18 protein-coding genes are annotated in these 15,719 nt (G+C 61.6%); 12 read left to right on the top strand and 6 right to left on the bottom strand.

Annotated features, from left to right (window positions below; all coding sequences use genetic code 11):
* Positions 1-5 precede the first annotated feature (5 nt).
* The 5 genes from ugpE to rsmI form a co-directional block, all read right to left on the bottom strand.
* The gene (gene ugpE / locus OCK01_RS22665) at positions 6-848 is read right to left on the bottom strand and encodes a sn-glycerol-3-phosphate ABC transporter permease UgpE (protein ID WP_263825938.1); all 843 of its coding nucleotides are present in this window, start codon (positions 846-848) and stop codon (positions 6-8) included.
* Positions 849-858: 10 nt separating this feature from the next.
* The gene (locus tag OCK01_RS22660) at positions 859-1,740 is read right to left on the bottom strand and encodes an ABC transporter permease subunit (protein WP_263825937.1); all 882 of its coding nucleotides are present in this window, start codon (positions 1,738-1,740) and stop codon (positions 859-861) included.
* 96 nt (positions 1,741-1,836) lie between these two features.
* Positions 1,837-3,135, bottom strand: a complete 1,299-nt coding sequence (locus OCK01_RS22655) for an extracellular solute-binding protein (RefSeq protein WP_263825936.1) — start codon at positions 3,133-3,135, stop codon at positions 1,837-1,839.
* A gap of 104 nt (positions 3,136-3,239) precedes the next feature.
* Positions 3,240-3,602 carry a YraN family protein gene (locus OCK01_RS22650; protein ID WP_263825935.1) on the bottom strand — a complete coding sequence of 121 codons (363 nt, stop codon included), beginning with the start codon at positions 3,600-3,602 and terminating at the stop codon, positions 3,240-3,242.
* Positions 3,599-4,516, bottom strand: a complete 918-nt coding sequence (gene rsmI, locus OCK01_RS22645; RefSeq protein ID WP_412179060.1) for a 16S rRNA (cytidine(1402)-2'-O)-methyltransferase — start codon at positions 4,514-4,516, stop codon at positions 3,599-3,601. The genes OCK01_RS22650 and rsmI overlap by 4 nt, the downstream gene beginning before the upstream one ends.
* A 177-nt stretch (positions 4,517-4,693) precedes the next feature.
* On the opposite strand from rsmI, the gene dnaN reads away from it, so the two are divergent.
* From dnaN to OCK01_RS22610, 7 genes are all read left to right on the top strand, one after another.
* Complete coding sequence (gene dnaN / locus OCK01_RS22640; RefSeq protein WP_263825934.1) at positions 4,694-5,812, top strand: DNA polymerase III subunit beta; 1,119 nt, start codon at positions 4,694-4,696, stop codon at positions 5,810-5,812.
* A gap of 98 nt (positions 5,813-5,910) precedes the next feature.
* Positions 5,911-6,507 carry a phospholipid N-methyltransferase PmtA gene (gene pmtA / locus OCK01_RS22635; protein WP_182827816.1) on the top strand — a complete coding sequence of 199 codons (597 nt, stop codon included), beginning with the start codon at positions 5,911-5,913 and terminating at the stop codon, positions 6,505-6,507.
* Positions 6,507-7,094 (top strand): histidine phosphatase family protein, encoded by a 588-nt coding sequence (locus OCK01_RS22630; RefSeq protein WP_263825933.1) that lies wholly within the window; start codon positions 6,507-6,509, stop codon positions 7,092-7,094. Before pmtA ends, OCK01_RS22630 begins: the two co-directional genes overlap by 1 nt.
* Before the next feature lie 96 nt (positions 7,095-7,190).
* The gene (gene pyrF, locus OCK01_RS22625; protein ID WP_182827814.1) at positions 7,191-7,883 is read left to right on the top strand and encodes an orotidine-5'-phosphate decarboxylase; all 693 of its coding nucleotides are present in this window, start codon (positions 7,191-7,193) and stop codon (positions 7,881-7,883) included.
* A 39-nt stretch (positions 7,884-7,922) separates the two neighbouring features.
* The gene (locus OCK01_RS22620) at positions 7,923-8,213 is read left to right on the top strand and encodes a DUF1330 domain-containing protein (protein WP_263825932.1); all 291 of its coding nucleotides are present in this window, start codon (positions 7,923-7,925) and stop codon (positions 8,211-8,213) included.
* Positions 8,214-8,284: 71 nt separating this feature from the next.
* Positions 8,285-9,265, top strand: a complete 981-nt coding sequence (locus tag OCK01_RS22615) for a complex I NDUFA9 subunit family protein (protein WP_263825931.1) — start codon at positions 8,285-8,287, stop codon at positions 9,263-9,265.
* Positions 9,266-9,586: 321 nt separating this feature from the next.
* The gene (locus tag OCK01_RS22610) at positions 9,587-9,745 is read left to right on the top strand and encodes a hypothetical protein (RefSeq protein WP_182827812.1); all 159 of its coding nucleotides are present in this window, start codon (positions 9,587-9,589) and stop codon (positions 9,743-9,745) included.
* A gap of 96 nt (positions 9,746-9,841) precedes the next feature.
* Here the strand turns inward: OCK01_RS22610 and OCK01_RS22605 are convergent, their stop codons facing one another.
* A complete protein-coding gene (locus tag OCK01_RS22605) occupies positions 9,842-10,648 on the bottom strand; it encodes an undecaprenyl-diphosphate phosphatase (protein WP_263825930.1) in 807 nt (268 codons plus the stop codon).
* A gap of 269 nt (positions 10,649-10,917) precedes the next feature.
* On the opposite strand from OCK01_RS22605, the gene OCK01_RS22600 reads away from it, so the two are divergent.
* From OCK01_RS22600 to OCK01_RS22580, 5 genes are all read left to right on the top strand, one after another.
* Positions 10,918-11,610, top strand: a complete 693-nt coding sequence (locus tag OCK01_RS22600; RefSeq protein ID WP_263825929.1) for a glutathione S-transferase family protein — start codon at positions 10,918-10,920, stop codon at positions 11,608-11,610.
* Between the two features lies 1 nt (position 11,611).
* Positions 11,612-12,757: a tRNA epoxyqueuosine(34) reductase QueG gene (queG, locus tag OCK01_RS22595; RefSeq protein WP_263825928.1), complete on the top strand. Its 1,146-nt coding sequence runs from the start codon at positions 11,612-11,614 to the stop codon at positions 12,755-12,757.
* On the top strand, positions 12,754-13,620 hold the full coding sequence (locus tag OCK01_RS22590) for an SDR family oxidoreductase (protein ID WP_263825927.1): 867 nt from the start codon (positions 12,754-12,756) through the stop codon (positions 13,618-13,620). Before queG ends, OCK01_RS22590 begins: the two co-directional genes overlap by 4 nt.
* Positions 13,621-13,939: 319 nt before the next feature.
* Positions 13,940-14,305, top strand: coding sequence for a septal ring lytic transglycosylase RlpA family protein (locus tag OCK01_RS22585; RefSeq protein ID WP_263825926.1), 366 nt, complete (start codon positions 13,940-13,942; stop codon positions 14,303-14,305).
* 124 nt (positions 14,306-14,429) lie between these two features.
* Positions 14,430-15,719 (top strand): RsmB/NOP family class I SAM-dependent RNA methyltransferase, encoded by a 1,290-nt coding sequence (locus OCK01_RS22580; protein ID WP_263825925.1) that lies wholly within the window; start codon positions 14,430-14,432, stop codon positions 15,717-15,719.

Below are 15,719 nucleotides of genomic sequence, written 5' to 3'. Positions count from 1 at the left end.
GGTTCTCACTTGTCGCTTTCGGTCAGGCCCTTGATGAACCAGCGCTGGAAGATCACGACGATCAGCACCGGCGGGACCATGGCGAGCACGGCCATGGCGAAGGCTTCGTTGTAATCGGGGATCTGGGCGCCCACCCAGACGACGAGGATCTGCTTGATGCCGCGCACCAGCGTGTAGAAACTCTCGTCATTGGTCATCAGCATCGGCCAGAGATACTGGTTCCAGCCATAGACGAACATGATGATGAACATCGCTGCGATCATGGTGCGCGACAGTGGCACGAGAATGTCGATGAAGAATTTGAACGGCCCGGCGCCATCGATGCGGGCTGCTTCGAGGATCTCGTCCGGCACCGACTTGAAAAATTGCCGGAAGAAGAAGGTGCCGGTGGCCGAAGCGAGCAGCGGCACGATCAGGCCGGTATAGGTGTTGATCAGGCCGAGCTTGTGCATGACCTCGTAGGAGGGAAGAATGCGCACTTCGAGCGGCAGGAGCAGCGTAGTGAAGATGATCCAGAACATCAGCGTGGCGGCGCGAAAGCGGAAATAGACGATGGCGTAGGCCGCCAGCATCGACAACACGATCTTGCCAACCGCGAAACCGATGCCGAGGATCAGCGAATTGGTCAGCATGGTCAGGCCCGTCACCTTGCCGGTGAAGCCGCCCTGATGGCTGAGCACCTTCTCATAGGTTTCGACGAAATGGCCGCCGAGCGAGAAGGTCAGTCCGTTCATGTGAATGTCCGCCGCCTCATGCGTCGAGGTGGTGAAAGCCACCACCACCGGCAGGATCATCAGCAGCGATCCGAGAATGAGGATGAGGTGATCGAAAGGCGATGTGCGGCGCATGGCGCTCTCCTCAACCGTAATGAACGCGCCGCTCGATGAAGCGGAACTGGAAGATGGTCAGCACCAGCACGATCACCATCAGGATGACCGATTGGGCCGAGGAGCCGCCGAGATCATTGCCGCGGAAGCCGTCCATATAGACCTTGTAGGTCAGGGTGATCGGGTTGTTGGCGGCCTTGTCCTTCACCATCACGTCGATGACGCCGAACGTGTCGAACAGCGAATAGGTGAAGTTGATGATCAGCAGGAAGAAGGCGGTGGGGGTCAGGAGCGGGGCGGTCACCGTCCAGAAACGCCGGAAGCCGTTGCGGCAATCGATTGCGGCGGCCTCGCGGATCGAAGCGGGAATGCCCTGAAGCCCAGAGAGGAAGAAGATGAAATTATAGGGGATCTGCTTCCACACCGCGACGAAGATCATCGCGAACGCCGTGTCGTTGTAATCGAGACCGACTTTGACATCCCAGCCGAACAGCGCTGCGAAGCGGACGAAGGGACCGATATGCTGGTCGAAGAACATCATGCCGGTGAGGCCCGCCACCGGCGGCGCGATGGCGTAGACCGAAATGAGGATGGTCTTGTAGCTCGAGGCGCCGCGAATGACCCCATCCGCCTTGACGGCGAGCAGAAGGCCGATCGACAGCGAAAAGAACGTCACGACTACGGTGAAGAAAGCCGTAAAGCTCGCAATGCCGCGATATTGGGGCGAGGTCAGCGTGTCCCAGTAGTTCTGCAGGCCGACGAAGGTCGCTCCGAAGCCGAACGGATCCTCCAGGTAGAAGGAAGACTGGATCGCCTGGACCGACGGCCAATAGAAGAAAATGAAGATCACCGCCAGTTGCGGCGCGAGAAACAGATAGGGAATGATGGGCGATGAAAATTGAACGCGCTTCATCTGAGGCCTCTTCTGGCTCAAAGGAAGAACCGCCTCCGGATGGAGGCGGTCCTCATGATCGTCAGGTCCCTTCCATGCGAGGAAGGGGCGATGGCGTCAGCCAGACGTCTTGGCGAAGCGGGCGAGCAGTTCGTCGCCTTCCTTCTTGATCGTGGCGAGACCGTCCTTCACCGAGGTCTCGTTGGCGAAGATGCGGTTATATTCGCGTTCCATGATTTCGCGGATCTGCGGGTAGAAGCCGAGGCGATAGCCCTTGGACCATTCGCCCGACGGCAGCATCAGCTGCTTGATGCCGACTTCGGCGGCCGGCTTCTTCTCGTACCAGCCTTCCTTCTTGGCCAGCTCATAGGCCGCCTTGGTCACGGTCACGTAACCGGTTTCTTCATGGTAGTATTTCTGCACTTCGGCCGAAGTCAGGAACTGGAAGAAGTCGGCCACGCACTTGTTTTCTTCATTCGTCTTGCCGGACATGGCGAACAGAGCCGCGCCGCCGATGAAGGACGAGGTGCCGGCGCCCTCGATGCCGCCCCAATAGGGCAGGAAGTCGGCCGAGAACGGCATCTGTGCGGTCTTCTGCAAGCCGCCGAAGGAGCCCGACGAGCCGATCCACAGGGCGGCCTTGTTTTCTTCGAAGACCTTCTGGTTGTCGGACCAGCCGGCGCCGTAATAGCCGAACCAGCCCTTGTCGGCCCAATCCTTGAGCTTGGTGAACATCATTTCGAGCTTCGGATCGGTGACGTTGAGCGTCGTGCCTTCGGTCGAGTCGTAGCCGTTGTTGTTGGAGGCGAACTGGACGTTGTTGCGCGAGAAGAAGTTCTCGGTGAACTGCCAGGTCAGCTGGGCCTGAACGAGCGGCACGAAGCCGGCGTCCTTGAGCTTCGGCGCGATGGTTTCGAACTCTTCCCAGGTCTTCGGCGCCTCGACGCCGGCCTTCTTCAGAGCGTCGGTGTTGATATACATGATCGGAGCCGAGGAGTTGAACGGCATGCCCACGAACTTGCCGTCGGCGTCGGCGTAGAAGTAGCGGATGCCGTCGATGAAGGCGTCGCGGTCGAACTTGTAGCCGGCCTTGTTGATCAGGTCTTCGGCCGGGATGACGGCGCCCTTGGCGTTGATGATCGTGGCGGCGCCGGCGTCGAACACCTGCAGGATGTTGGGCTGCTCGCCCGAGCGGAAGGCGGCGATGCCGGCGGCCAGCGCCTCTTCATAGGTGCCCTTGGAGACGGGGGTCAGCGCGCAGGCCGACTGGGCGGCGTTGAACTTCTTGGCGACTTCGTTGATGACGTCGCCATTCTTGCCGCTCATGCCGTGCCACCAGGTGATGTTGGTGGCGGCGAACGAGGTGGTGGCGGAGAGCGCGACGGCCATGACGGCCAGCGAAACCTTCTTCAACATGTGCGTTTTCCCTGTTGTTGACCGGGTATCGGTTCTGGGAGTGCACTAGTGGTTTCCAATGACAACGCGGTTACGCTTTTGTGACAGCTTGTTGACGTTAACTGTTAGAAATAGCTGATGAAATGCGCAGGCCAGCGCCACGGCCTGACGACCAACACGTCATAGCGCATTCCGAGATCGACCGAATGGGGTCGGCGGGAGATCCAGATGTCGCTCGCGCGACGAATGCGCTCCTGCGTCTCCGCGGTCACCGCGTTCAGTCCGTCCTCTATGGAAGCCCGCGCCTTGACCTCGATGAAAACGGCGAGATCCTTCTTGCGGGCGATGATGTCGATCTCGCCGGAGCGCGTCTTGTAGCGCATCGCCATGATCCGGTAGCCCTTGGCGATCAGATAGAAGGCGGCGATATGTTCGGCGACATGGCCGCGAAGGAAGGCGCGACGGCGATCCCTCGATGGCGCCGTCATCCCCGCTCTTCCTTGAGCTCCAGCAGGCGCTGATAGAGATCCTTGCGCGAAAGGCCCGTCTCGCGGGCGGCTTCCGCCGCAGCCTTGGCCGTGGGCATCGTCCCGGAGAGTTCGCGCAGAAAAGCGTCGAGCGCCTCTCCTTCCGGCGGCGCTTCTGCTTCCGGCGGCGCGATGGCCAGCACGATCTCGCCTTTCACATTGTCCTGCGCCGTGTAGAATTGAGCGAGTTCGCCGAGGCTGCCGCGCCGGAACTCTTCATAGGTCTTGGTCAGTTCTCGGCAGACGCAAGCCTGCCTGTTTTCGCCCAGCACCAAGGCGGCGTCCGAAAGAGAAGCCGCAATCCGGTGCGGCGATTCGAACATGATCAGCGTGCCTGGAACCGAGGCGATCTCCTTGAACCGGTCGCGCCGCGCCTTTTCCTTCTGTGGCAGAAAACCGCCGAAAAAGAAGGAATCGCTCGGAAGGCCGGCGGCCGACAAGGCGGTGATCACGGAAGAAGGTCCAGGGATGGGGATGGCTTTCCGCCCCGCTTCCACGACGCTCTGCACAAGCCGAAAGCCGGGGTCCGAGACGAGCGGCGTGCCGGCGTCCGAGATCAGCGCCACCGATTTCCCCGCTTCGATCTCGGCGATGAGGCGCGGTCCGGCCTCCGCGGCGTTGTGCTCGTGATAGGGATAGGGCCGGCGGCTGATGCCGTAGCGTTCGAGCAGCACACGGCTCACCCGCGTGTCTTCGGCGGCGATGATGTCGGCGGCGGCCAGGGTTTCGAGCGCGCGCAGCGTGATGTCGCCGAGATTTCCGATCGGGGTGGCCACCAGATAGAGGCCAGGCTCCAGCGGGCGCGCCGGGATTTCGAGCGTGCGGATGCGATATCTCCGGTCGCCTGAGGGCGCTGCGCTGTCGTCGTCGTCCAAGTCATGCTCCGGAAGTGAATGAAGTCAGGCCTTTATGGGCCGGGGGCGGATCATGTGCAAGGCGCGTTTTTCGGTTCGAAAGCACTTGCAATATCATCGCGCTTTCTGCCATTTTGCCCGTCCGCGCGGGGGCGGGCGACGCCGGAACGTCCGGCAAGAACAAAAAACGGTAGGATCATGCGTATCACACTCGAGCGTTCCAATCTCCTGAAATCCCTGGGACACGTCCATCGCGTGGTGGAGCGTCGCAATACGATCCCGATCCTGTCGAACGTGTTGCTGAAGGCCGAAGGCGCGTCGCTGACCATGAAGGCGACCGATCTCGATCTCGAAATCACCGAGGCCGCGGCTGCGCTGACCGAGCAGGCGGGCGCCACCACCGTTCCGGCTCACCTTCTCTATGAAATCGTCCGCAAGCTGCCAGACGGCTCCGAAGTGTCGCTGACCACCTCTGCCGATGGCGCGACCATGAGCGTCGCCTCGGGCCGGTCGAAATTCTCGCTGCAATGCCTGCCGGAAAACGATTTTCCGGATCTGACCGCCGGAACCTTCGCCAACGCCTTCACCATCAAGGCCGCCGATCTCAAAATGCTGATCGAGCGCACCCAGTTCGCCATCTCCACCGAGGAGACGCGCTATTACCTGAACGGCATCTTCCTGCACACGGTCGAAACCGGCGGCGCGCTGAAGCTGCGCGCGGTGGCGACTGACGGCCACCGTCTCGCCCGCGCCGAAATCGAGGCGCCCTCTGGCTCGGAAGGCATGCCGGGCATCATCGTGCCGCGCAAGACGGTCGGCGAAATCCAGAAACTCATCGAAAATCCCGAAGCCGAAATCCGTTTCGAAGTTTCCGACGCCAAGATCCGCCTGTCCTTCGGCGAGATCGTTCTAACCTCCAAGCTGATCGACGGCACTTTTCCGGATTATCAGCGCGTCATTCCCTCGGGCAACGACAAGGAGATGCGGGTGGATTGCGCCACCTTCGCCAGCGCCGTCGACCGCGTCTCGACGATTTCCTCCGAACGCGGCCGCGCCGTGAAGCTGGCGCTGTCCGAGGGGCAAATGGTGCTGACGGTCAACAACCCGGATTCCGGCAGCGCCACCGAAGAACTTGCGATTTCCTATGACGGCGATCCGCTGGAAATCGGCTTCAACGCCCGTTACCTGCTCGACATTACCGGTCAGCTGGGCGGCGATGACGCCGTGTTCAAGCTCGCCGATCCGGGTTCGCCCACGATCATTCTCGATTCCACGGGCGCGGACGCGCTTTACGTTCTGATGCCGATGCGCGTCTGACGCGACCGAAATATTTCCGGTTCGTTAACCATACGCCCCTTGCCTCGCGCCTCGCGCCGCTTCACATATCGGTCACCGACCATGAAGGGCGCAGGCGCATGCATCGATTGAAGACACGTTTCGCCGAAAAATTCGACGACGAGATTCGTTTCATCAAGGGGATGATGTCGCGTCCCAAGACGGTCGGGGCGATTGCGCCGACCTCCTCGCGCACCGCCCGCGCCATGGCCGAAGCCATCGACGTCAGTTCCCGTCTGCCCGTTCTCGAACTCGGGCCCGGCACCGGCGTCATCACCCGCGCCATTCTCCAGCATGGCGTCGAGCCCTCGCGGATCTTCTCCATCGAATATTCCGAGGAGTTTCTCAGCCATCTCCGGATGAAATATCCCGGCGTTAATTTCCTGCATGGCGACGCCTTCGACCTGTTCAACGCTTTGCCGGCCCATGCCGGCCGCCAGTTCGATTGCGTGATTTCGGGCATCCCGCTTCTCAACTTCCCGATGGAGTCGCGCATCCGGCTGATCGAGGATCTGCTCGATCTCGTGCCGCGCGGCCGCCCGGTGGTGCAATTCTCCTACGGGCCGGTTTCCCCTGTCATCGCCAAGCCCGAGAGCTATCGCATCAAGCATCACCACTTCATCGTGCGGAACCTGCCGCCGGCGCAGATCTGGCATTATTACCGCCCCGTTTCCTGATGTTCGGTGTCTATGTCACCCATCCGCAAGTTCTGATCGATCCCGCGATCCCCGTGCCGAAATGGGGCCTGTCGGAGATCGGCCGCGTCCGGGCCGAACACACGGCTTCATCGCCCTGGATCGGGCGCATCAGGCGAATCATCTCCAGCGATGAAACCAAGGCGATCGAGACCGCTGAGATCCTCGCATCCGCCATGGGCTTGGATGTCGAGATCGCCGAATATATGGGCGAGAACGACCGCAGCGCCACAGGCTTCCTGCCGCCGCTGCAGTTCGAGAAGGCGGCCGACTGGTTCTTCGCCCATCCCGACGAAAGCTTTCATGGCTGGGAGCGGGCCGTGGACGCACAGGCCCGGATCGTCTCTGCCTTCAAAAGGGCGCTCGAGGATTGGCCGACAGATCGCCCGATCGCTTTTGTCGGCCATGGCGGTGTCGGCACGCTCTTGAAATGCCGGCTTGGAAACTTGCCGATCAGTCGCTCACAGGATCAGAAGGGTGGGGGCGGCGGCAATCTCTTCGCGTTCCGGCTCGACGATCACACGCTTCTGTCCGACTGGACGCCGATGGAAGATTGGACCGGGCCTTAACGAAGCGGTTGATTTCCGCGCTGCCGCCGCGCTCGCGTCTTGCGGCTTGCGCCTGCTCGTGGCACTGCTGCCGCAACGCAAAAAGGAGAGGCTGAAATGTCGGCGAAAGACAGGCTGATCGTCGGGCTCGACGTGCCCAATGTGCAGGAAGCGGACCGCATCGTCACGAAACTCGGATCGACCGTCTCCTATTACAAAGTCGGCTATCAACTGGCTTTCGCCGGAGGGCTTGAATTCGCCCGCGACCTCGCCCGCGACGGCAAGAAGGTCTTTCTCGACATGAAGCTGCTCGACATCGACAATACGGTGGCGAGCGCGGTGGAGAACATCGCCAAGATGGGCATGAGCATGCTGACGCTGCATGCTTATCCCAAGGCGATGCGCGCCGCGGTCGAGGCGGCCAGGGGTTCGGATCTCTGCCTGCTCGGCGTCACCGTTCTCACATCCATGGACGAGGCCGACCTGATCGAGGCCGGCTATGAATATGATCCGCATACGCTGGTGCTGCGCCGAGCCGAACAGGCGCGTCGCGCCGGCATGGGCGGCATCGTCTGCTCGGCCGAAGAGGCCAAGGCGGTGCGCAAGGTGGTCGGACCCGAACTCGCCGTGGTCACGCCCGGCATCCGCCCGGCCGGCGCCGACAAGGGCGACCAGAAGCGGGTCATGACGCCCGCCGACGCCATTCGCGCCGGCGCGTCGCATCTCGTCGTCGCTCGTCCCATCGTCAAAGCGCCAGATCCGCTGGCTGCGGCAAAGGCGATCCTTGCCGAGATGGAGACTGTGCTCTAACACGGTTGCATGTCTATTTAAGCACGGTGGAGGCTGGTCATGGCAAAAGGTTATTGGATCGCTCGCGTCGATATCCGCGATCCCGAGCGCTACAAGGATTATGTCGCGACGGCGAAGCCCGCTTTTGAAGAATATGGCGCGGTGTTCCTGGCGCGCGGCGGCGACTATCACCGGCTTGAAGGCCAGGTCCGCGCCCGCAATGTGGTGATCGAGTTTCCTTCGCTGCAGGCCGCCTATGATTGCTACCATTCCGCTCAATACCAAAAGGCCGCCGCGATCCGTCAGCAGGTCGCCGACGCCGAAATGGTGATCGTGGAAGGCGTGGCTTGAACTAACAACTTCATTTCGCGCGTTGATTCGGGTATGACCGGCCAAAAGGCGCCGAATTTCAGGAGATCAAGATGACGCTGTCGAATTTGCCGAAACTCGTGACTGTGTTTGGCGGATCGGGTTTCGTGGGCCGCCATGTCGTGCGCGCGCTGGCGCGTCGCGGCTATCGCATCCGGGTGGCGGTGCGCCGTCCCGATCTGGCGCTGCATCTGCAGCCGCTCGGCAATGTCGGCCAGATCTCCTTCGTGCAGGCCAATCTACGCTATCGCAATTCCGTCGACGCCGCCGTCAAGGGCGCCGATCACGTGGTCAATTGCGTCGGCCTTCTCTTCGAACAGGGTCGCAACAGCTTTGACGCCGTGCAGGAATTCGGCGCGCGCGCCGTCGCCGAAGCCGCCCGCGCTGCGGGCGCCGGCCTGACCCACATTTCCGCCATCGGCGCAGATGTGAGCTCCGCCTCGGCCTATGCCCGCTCCAAGGGCCGCGCCGAGCAGTCGATCCTGCAGACCAAGCCGGATGCGGTGATCCTGCGTCCGTCGGTGGTCTTCGGACCGGAAGACCAGTTCTACAACAAATTCGCCGACATGGCGCGCGTCGCCCCGTTCCTGCCGCTGGTCGGCGGCGGCAAGACCAAGTTCCAGCCCGTCTTCGTCGACGATGTCGCCGAAGCCGTGGCCCGCTCGGTCGACGGCCTCGTCGACGGCGGCAAGATCTATGAACTCGGCGGCGCAGAAGTGGTGAGCTTCAAGGATATCCTCGACGATATCCTGCGCGTGACCTGTCGCGACAAGTCGCTGGTCAGCATTCCCTTCGGCGTGGCCTCGCTTCTGGGTTCGGTCGCCTCGCTCGTGCCCTTCATCACCCCGCCGATCACGGCCGATCAGGTGACGCTGCTCAAGAAGGACAATATCGTCTCCGAGGCCGCGATCGCCGAGGGCCGCACGCTGGAGGGAATGGGCATCAAGCCCACGCTCGCCGCAGCCATCCTGCCGACCTATCTGGCGCGCTATCGCCCGGAAGGCCAGTTCACGCAGCCCGGCGCAGCCGGCTGATCATAATTTTTTAAGACTTCGTGCGGCGGCTCCAGCATGGCTGGGGCCGTTTTGCTTTGTTCGAAGTATCTGCAGCGTTCTTTCCATTTGCATTGGATACGATTCATTAACCAGATGCTGACATTTTTAAATGAATTGTCGTGGTGGATCTTGCGTGAGCGCAAGAGTTGCCCAAAAGTCGCACAGGGCGGCTAGTTTTGTTAAACCCGAATAAAGCCATTCGCTCGACATTGATTGCGCCGACGCAACTGATTAGAAGCCGCTCAGATGCGTCAGAGACAAGGCGGCTCCGCCAACTCTGCAAACTTTTTTGAGGAAATTATGGGCAAATCGATCGCATTGTTCTTTGCGTCTGCCGCAGTTGTCATTCTCGCCGGCTCCTTCATGGCGCCGCATACCGATGCGGCCGACAAGAACCGTTGCGCGCCTGCCTATGGCGTGGATCCCTGCGCCGTGACCGGCGCCGTACCCGCCCATTGAACCTCAGGTCATGAAAAAGGACGCCGAGCGGCGCCCGTTTCAGATGATCTCTATTCAGCGTGAAGGCCGGCTCGTCGCCGGCCTTTTGCATGGGATTCACCCCTGGAGATAAAGACCGATCAGGCTTGCGGTCCCCACGATGATCCGCCACCAGGCGAATGGCGCATAGCCGCGGCGGGAGACGAAGGCGAGCAGCGACCGCACCACGACGAGGCCGCTGATGAAGGCGGCGACGAAGCCGACGGCGATGTTCGTGACGTCGTCGAAATTGAGGTCGTTGCGATATTTGATCAGGTCCAGCGTGAAAGCGCCGACCATGGTGGGCATGGCGAGGAAAAAGGAGAATTCCGCCGCCGACCGCTTGTCCGTACCCATCAGCAGCGCGCCGACAATGGTCGCGCCCGAGCGCGAGGTGCCGGGAATCATCGCCAGGCATTGGCAGATGCCGATCTTGAACGCCAGCGGCAGCGGATAGTTCATTGCGTCGAAATAGCGCGGCTGGAACTTCATCTTGTCGACGGCCAGCAGGATGACGCCGCCGATGATCAGCACATAGCTGATCAGCACCGGCTCCTCGAACAGCACTTTCTTGATGAAGTCATGCGCGACCGCGCCGATGACCGCCGCCGGCAAGAAGCCCACCAGGATCGACAGCACGAACCAGCGCGAGCGCTCCGAGGAATGCAGCGTCATCGCCACGTCCCACAGTTTGCGGAAATAGACGAGCAGGATCGCCAGAATCGCGCCGAGCTGGATCAGAACCGGGAAGGTGTTGCCCGTGCTCTTGAAGCCGAGAAAATGGCTGGCGAGCAGAAGATGGGCGGTGGACGACACCGGGATAAACTCGGTCGCTCCCTCGAGAAGTCCGAGAATGAACGCGCTGAAAATGGACTGACTTTCCATGAGAGCCTCGTGACATGCCTGTCTTGTTGTCGATCGGATTGACCGGGTTTTCGCACCAATTTGTTAATGTTCGCCGCAGTTTCGCCGCTGCCTTGTCGATTTATTTACCGGGTTTGAGAGAGATATCACGACTTTGCCCCAAATCGGCCATAGGTCGCTTGACGATTCCGCGCGCCATGCGCACCTGTATGATTATGGCGCAACGGGTGAAGACCGCGCGTGACATGCGCGGCGCGAGCCTGTCCTTTCTCAAAGTCGGTTAAAGATTTATGCCCGTCCTCTATCATCATCCGATGTCGACCGCCTCGCGATTCGTTCGTCTTATCTTTTCGGAATATGGCGTTCAGGCGGAATTGATCGAGGAAGCGATCTGGGAGAAGCGAAAAGATTTCCTCGCCCTCAATCCGGCCGGACAGCTGCCGGTTTTCGTCGACGACAATATGCGTGCGCTGTGCGGCGCCACGATCATCTCGGAGTTTCTCGATGAAACCAGCGGAGTGTTGAAGCGCGACCGCCGCCTGCTTGCGGAAGATCCTTTTCAGCGCGCTGAAATTCGCCGCCTCACCGAATGGTTCCTCAACAAAATGGAGCAGGACGTCACCCGTCCGCTTGCGCGCGAACGCGTGTTCAAACTGTTCATGACGCCGGATCAGGGTGGCGGCGCGCCCGATTCCAAGGTTCTGCGCACCTCGCGCAACAATATTCGCCAGCACATGCGCTATCTCGCCTGGCTCGCCGGCTCCCGCACTTGGCTCGCCGGCGAGCGTCTGAGCTATGCCGATCTCGCCGCCGCCTCGGCCATTTCCGTGCTCGATTATCTCGGCGAAATCGACTGGAACGAGTGGCCGCCGGTGAAGGACTGGTATCAGCGTATCAAGTCGCGCCCGGGTTTCCGACCCCTGCTCAACGATCGCATCCGCGGCGTGACGCCGGTGTCGCACTACGCCGATCTGGATTTCTGACATGTCGGGCGCGGCCAGCCGCGGCCACGATATCCGCGGGCGCGCGCATTGGATCAAGACGCTCGCCCGCGAGACGGGTTTCGACATCTGCCACATCACCGGGCCCGATGATCTGGACGAGGCGCGCGCCGATCTCGGCCGATATATCGAGGCCGGCTATCACGGAACCATGGCCTGGATGCCCGAAACGCAAGCGCGGCGCGGCGATCCGCGCGTGCTCTGGCCCGATGTTCGCTCCATTATCATGCTCGGCATGAATTATGGGCCGGAAGGCGATCCCCGCGACAATCTCGCTCGACCCGAGGTCGGCAATATCTCCGTCTATGCCCGTCATCGCGACTATCACGATGTCATCAAGGGCAAGCTTAAGGAGATCGCTCAGAAATTCGCCGCCCGGACCGGCGCCGAAGTCAAGGTTTTCGTCGACACCGCCCCGGTGATGGAAAAGCCGCTGGCGGCGAAAGCGGGTCTGGGATGGCAGGGCAAGCACACCAATCTCGTCAATCGCGATTTCGGATCCTGGCTGTTTCTCGGCAGCATCTTCACGGCTGCGGAACTGGAGGTCGATCCGCCGGAACGGGATCACTGCGGCTCCTGTCGCGCCTGCCTCGATGCCTGTCCGACCGGAGCCTTCCCCTCTCCCTACCGGATCGACGCGCGGCGATGCGTCTCCTACCTCACCATCGAGCACAAGGGGCCGATCGACCGGGAGATCCGGCCGCTGATCGGCAATCGTATCTATGGCTGCGACGATTGCCTCGCCGCCTGCCCCTGGAACAAATTCGCCGAGGTGGCGCGGGAACAGAAGCTGCGCGCGCGCCGGGATCTAGGGTCCCCACTGCTCGCAGATCTCCTGAAGCTCGATGACGCGGCCTTCCGGGCACTTTTTTCCGGCTCGCCGGTCAAGCGGATCGGGCGCAACAGGTTCATCCGCAACTGTCTGATCGCCGCCGGCAATTCCGGCGACCTCCAGCTCGCGGAATCCTGTCGCCGGCTTCTGTCCGATCAGGCGGCGGAGGTGCGGGGCATGGCGATCTGGGCCTTGGCGCAGCTCGGCGCGCTGACGGTGAGCGACGAGGCCGGTGCGCAACGCGAGCCGGATGACTATGTAAGAGAAGAATGGAAACAAGCGGGACTATTGCCATGACGATGACGATTTTGGGCGCGGGCTTTTCAGGCAAAGCGATCGGCGCACTCGCAAGCGAGCGCTTCCCCGTCTACGGCACCACCCGGAGCGGCGCGAAGTTCGCCGCCCTCGAACGCGCAGGTATTCGCCCGCTGCAGTTCGACGGCGAGACGATCTCGGACGAACTCGCCGCGGCGCTGTCGGAGACAACCGCGCTGGTTCAATCCATCTCTCCGGATGCGCAGGGTGACGGCTTCCTGCGATTGATCCCGTCCCTCGAGACCGCCATGCCGCGCCTGGAATGGGTCGGCTATCTCTCCACCATCGGCGTCTATGGAGACCACAAGGGGGCCTGGGTGGATGAGACCGCCGAACCGACGCCTTTGTCCAACCGCTCGCACGAGCGCGTGCTGGCCGAGAACCAATGGCTGGAGGCGGGCGCAGCCGCCGGCGTGCCCGTGGCGCTCCTGCGTCTTTCCGGCATTTATGGTCCCGGGCGCAATCCCTTCGTCAATCTCGACAATGGAACGGCCCGGCGTCTGGTCAAGAAGGATCAGGTGTTCAATCGTATCCGGGTGGAGGATATCGCCCGCGCCACGCTCTTCCTGATGGACCATAGGGAAGGCGGCGCATTCAACGTCACCGACCATATGCCCTCGCCATCGCAGGATGTGGTCGCTTATGCGGCCGAGCTGATGGGCGTTCCGACGCCCCCAGATATCGCCTTCGAGACGGCCGAACTCAGTCCCATGCAGCGGTCGTTTTATGGAGAGAACAAGCGCGTCGGCAATGCCCGGATCCGCGAGCTCGGCTTCGAATTTCTCTATCCGGACTACCTGGTTTCGATGCAGCAACTCTGGAAAGACGGCGGCTGGCGCGGGTGAATTGTGGCGTTTATGCGGCCAACACGATTATAGGAACATCAACATCGCCATAAAATTTGGTGAAGATTTGATTAAACGCGCTTTTTCCAGCCGTTTCTGTGAGCGAAGCGCGGATTTTGAGGACGTCGCGAGGTCCTGTGCTTACCATCTGAATCTTCTAGGGTCTCATTCTCAGGTTGCAGGTCGGAATCTCATTTTGATCCAATGCGTCCTCCGTTAATATTTCAAAAGTAACATTGCGTGAACGCATGAGGCACTTTTTTGCCTCTTTTACCCCAAAGAAGCTCGTTCCCAGGAATAAACGTCTTGGGAAGTCTAAATGTTCGAAAAAAAATCTCACCACGCTCTCGTGCTTGCTGTTGTGGTTTCTTCGTTTGCCGTCGGGCAGACCCCAGCTGAGGCCAAAGATGGTTGTGGTGGAGCCTCCTGGTATGCACTGCATTCCCGCACCGCATCCGGCGAACGCATGAACCCGTCCAAACTCACCGCCGCCCATCGCAACCTGCCTTTCGGCGCCAAGGTGAAGGTGACCAACCGCAACAACGGACGCGCCGTCGTCGTTCGCATCAATGATCGCGGCCCCTTCATTCGCGGACGCGTCCTCGACCTCTCCCGCGCCGCCGCCCACCAGATCGGCATGGTCAGCAGCGGCACCGCCAAGGTCTGTTTCGAGGTCATCGGCTGATCTGCCGCCTCCGGTGGTGCGGCTTCGGTCGAATCCGCTTTCCTGAAATGCTCTAACGCCGCCCCCACGCTTGCTCTTCGGGCAATTCGCGGGTACCACCCCCGGAAACAAGGAGATTGAAGCCATGCGGCTGGGCGGACGCCTTTCGGGGGCGATCGAAGTGTTGAGCGATATCGAAACGCGCCGCCGGCCGGTCGCCGATGCGCTCAAGGATTGGGGCCTGTCCCGCCGCTTCGCCGGTTCAGGCGATCGCGCCGCCGTCGGCAACATCGTCTATGACGCGCTTCGCATGAAACTGTCGCATGCCTGGCTGATGGACGACGCATCGCCCGCAGCGCTGGCTTACGCGGTGATGCTGCGGCAATGGGGATATAAGGCGGCCAATCTCGCCGGCGAATTCGACGGCGATAAATTCGCGCCCGAGCCGCTCTCCGAGGACTGTCTCGCCGCCTTCTCCTCCCGCCGGCTCGAAGACGCGCCCGATTATATCCGCGGTGATATCCCGGAATGGGTCGTCGAGCATTTCCGGGCCAATTTCGGCGACCTATGGCTCAAAGAAGCCCAGGCGCTGGCCGAACGGCCGACCCTCGATCTGCGCGCCAATACGCTGAAAGCCACCCGTGACAAGGTCGTCCGGGGTCTCGAACACGCTCAGGCGCGGCCCTCCGCCATCGCCCGATCGGGCGTGCGCATTGCGGCCGGCGAGGGGCCGTCGCGGCTGCCCAATGTCACCGCCGAGCTTTCCTTCCAGAAAGGCTGGTTCGAGGTTCAGGACGAGGGGTCCCAGATCGTCGCCGATCTCATTCTCGCCCGAGAGGGCGAGCAGATCCTCGATTATTGCGCCGGCGGCGGCGGCAAGACGCTCAGCCTTTCGGCCTCCATGGGCAATCGCGGCCAAGTTCACGCCTTCGACGCCGACCGCAAGCGGCTGGCGCCGATCATCGAGCGCCTGCGCCGCGCCGGCGCGCGCAATGTGCAGGTCCACGAGCACGAGAAATCCATGGCGTCGATCCTGGGCCGATGCGACCGCGTCCTCGTCGATGCGCCCTGCACCGGAACGGGCACATGGCGGCGGCGTCCAGACACCAAATGGCGCCTGACGCCGAAAAATCTCGAAGAGCGGCTGAGCCAGCAGCGCGAGGCGCTCACCAAGGCCAGCGCCTATGTGCGGCCGGGCGGCGTGCTCTGCTACGTCACCTGTTCGATCCTGCCCGAGGAAAACCAGCGTCAGGTCGAAGATTTCCTGGCGGCGAACCCCGCTTTTTCACTGGTCTCGGCGCTTGATGGCTGGACATCGCTGTTCGGAGCCGATGCGCCGCAGCCTTACTCGCCTGATGGTCTTTCCGTGACGTTGACGCCGGCCTCGACCGACACCGACGGCTTCTACTTCTCCATGATGCGCCGCGCCGGCTGA

It is taken from the genome of Rhizobium sp. TRM95796 (assembly GCF_025779995.1).
Lineage (GTDB): Bacteria > Pseudomonadota > Alphaproteobacteria > Rhizobiales > Rhizobiaceae > Rhizobium_E.
Note: the sequence above shows the minus strand (reverse complement) of the source record. Positions and strands in the feature narration are given on the sequence as shown.